The organism is Arthrobacter sp. GAS37 (assembly GCF_044908325.1).
Taxonomy (GTDB): Bacteria; Actinomycetota; Actinomycetes; order Actinomycetales; family Micrococcaceae; genus Arthrobacter; species Arthrobacter ramosus.
The window spans coordinates 1-1,995 of record NZ_JBIYDB010000083.1; the positions used below are offsets into that span (position 1 = coordinate 1).

3 protein-coding genes are annotated in these 1,995 nt (G+C 62.1%); 2 read left to right on the forward strand and 1 reads right to left on the reverse strand.

From position 1 onward, the window contains the following. The first annotated feature begins 232 nt into the window (after positions 1 to 232). Positions 233 to 556: a hypothetical protein gene (locus tag ABH924_RS24740; protein ID WP_404503166.1), complete on the forward strand. Its 324-nt coding sequence runs from the start codon at positions 233 to 235 to the stop codon at positions 554 to 556. Positions 557 to 1,020: 464 nt separating this feature from the next. On the opposite strand, the gene ABH924_RS24745 is transcribed toward ABH924_RS24740, so the two are convergent. Further along, positions 1,021 to 1,266 (reverse strand): helicase associated domain-containing protein, encoded by a 246-nt coding sequence (locus ABH924_RS24745; protein WP_404503168.1) that lies wholly within the window; start codon positions 1,264 to 1,266, stop codon positions 1,021 to 1,023. A gap of 134 nt (positions 1,267 to 1,400) precedes the next feature. Here ABH924_RS24745 and ABH924_RS24750 point away from each other — a divergent pair, with 134 nt between their 5' ends. After that, positions 1,401 to 1,715 (forward strand): hypothetical protein, encoded by a 315-nt coding sequence (locus tag ABH924_RS24750; protein WP_404503170.1) that lies wholly within the window; start codon positions 1,401 to 1,403, stop codon positions 1,713 to 1,715. The last annotated feature ends 280 nt before the right edge of the window (positions 1,716 to 1,995 follow it).

The window sequence follows — 1,995 nt, forward strand, 5'->3', positions numbered from 1 at the left end:
TCCCGCGCTGCGGCCACGATCCAGCGGGTAAGCGCGGGGATCTTGAAGGCCGGGCTTGCGTACTGGGCGTAGAAGACGTTCGGGGCCGTGGCCTCGTTGTCGATGATCAGGATTGCTCGCGTTCCCATTGCTTCCTCCTTGGGTCTATTGGATCTTATATACCTATTGTACCTAATAGACCCATTCACTACAATAGGGTTATTAGGTCTAATAGAGGTGGAGGGTTGTTGGGATGGATAACCGGGATCACAAGGAATGGTCGGACGCTACCGCGCTCATGGGCGCGGTTCTGGCGCGTCAGGATGAGCCGTGGAGGCTGATTTATGCGCTGATGGATGATGTCTACGGCGCGTACTGGCGGAACCTGCGGGGGAGTGGCGGGCCGATCGTGTCGCGGATCGACTTTATCCAGGCATGGGGCCGGTACTCAGCCCAGCAGATCAACATTTGGGTGAGTACGGAACGCCGCTGCGGTGCGTCTTGGCAAAAGATCGGTGACGCCCTGGGCATGACTAAGCAGGCTGTGCAGCAGCGGTTTGGGGTCAAGAGGTCTTGACCCGGGGCCTGCGGTACCGAGTGCTGATTGTCGCCGCCAGTGACTGTGGTCATCGCCGCCCGTGACCACGGCGGTAGCCCCCTGAGCGCCTTAAGAGCCGGCCCCGCGCTGTGGTGACGTTCCCGCTTTCGTGTGCCCCGCGCACCAGTGTGTGTTGTCCCGGCTGAAAGAAACCCGGCCATGGTGTTTGGTGGGCCGGCAGCGGTGGTCTTGGTCCATGGGGAACCGGTCCGATGGTGACCAGCGGCGTTCCGAGGCTGTGCACATCCGCCGGTCACTGGTGGTGACCTTTTGGGGGAGTGGTGACCTGGCGGTTGTGTGCAGGTGGTCAGGTGGTTCCTGTCGTCCACGTGTGTGCGGGAAAAGCCCTGCTTTTAGCTTTTGCCGTGCACGGGTGGACGAGAGGCGCGGGAACCGGATCCCGACGGCTTTTATGTTTTTTAGGTTCATTAGGGCTTGTAGCCCTAATGAACCTCGTTGTGCTTCGTTGGTGATGCTTCGTTGAAGAACCCGGGCCAGGCTTGTTCCAGCCGTTCATATCTGCCGGGGAGCAGCGCTCCGGTGCGGTTGGCGTATCGCTGGGTCCTGACCCAGCGTCCGAGGCTAATACCGCGGAACACCTCGGAATGGTGCGGCAATTGCCCGTACATCCCAAGGAATGCTTTGAAGGTCTCCAAGCATTCCTCCCACCACTGTTCGTTACGGTTCACACGGACTCCACGGCGACATCGCCGGCCTGATCCTTCTTTTCCACCATGGCATCCTACGACAGGGTGCGAGCCGTGGCCGCGGCGCCCGCGCGGGGGCCTGTTGCGTGTCTGCCCGTGGTGCGAGACTTCGAGCTGTGGAGGAAAAGAAGTTCTGGGGCCCGCCGCGTTCGCGGGCGCTGAAGCCGGTGGTGGATCCGGTGGATCCGGCCGCGCTGGTAGGGGCGACGAAAGCCCCGGAGCCGCTGCCGGTGTTCGTGGTCCTGGACTACGACAACGGCGAAACCCACGAAATCGCAGGGTTCGCGTACGGGTGGACCCGGGCGCATGTGCTGGTGTCGGTGCCGTGGCCGATGGAGTACTACGAAGGCCGCAAAGAGATCTGGGTTGAAGCGTCCAGAGTCCGCCGGCGGACGAATCGAACGCGACCGGCGGTGGTGAACGCCTCATAAAAGGTCTAATAGATCGAATAGGGCCAATAGACCTATTAGCGTCCGCTGTTCCGCCCTTTGTCGTGAAAACGGCCCGGTTGCCGGTGGTCCGCGGGCCCGGCACGGGTCCGGCGCGGCGAACTAGGGATCCGCATACCCATCTCTGATCCCGACGGAAGCCCAGGGGGTGCGTCTCCGCTACGCGCTCCGGGTGCTTGGGCAGGCGGCGGTTACTGTACGGAGTGTTCCGCGGTTTGCTGTGTGGATTGCGTTGCTGGGCGCAGTGCGCGGTCAAAGTCGT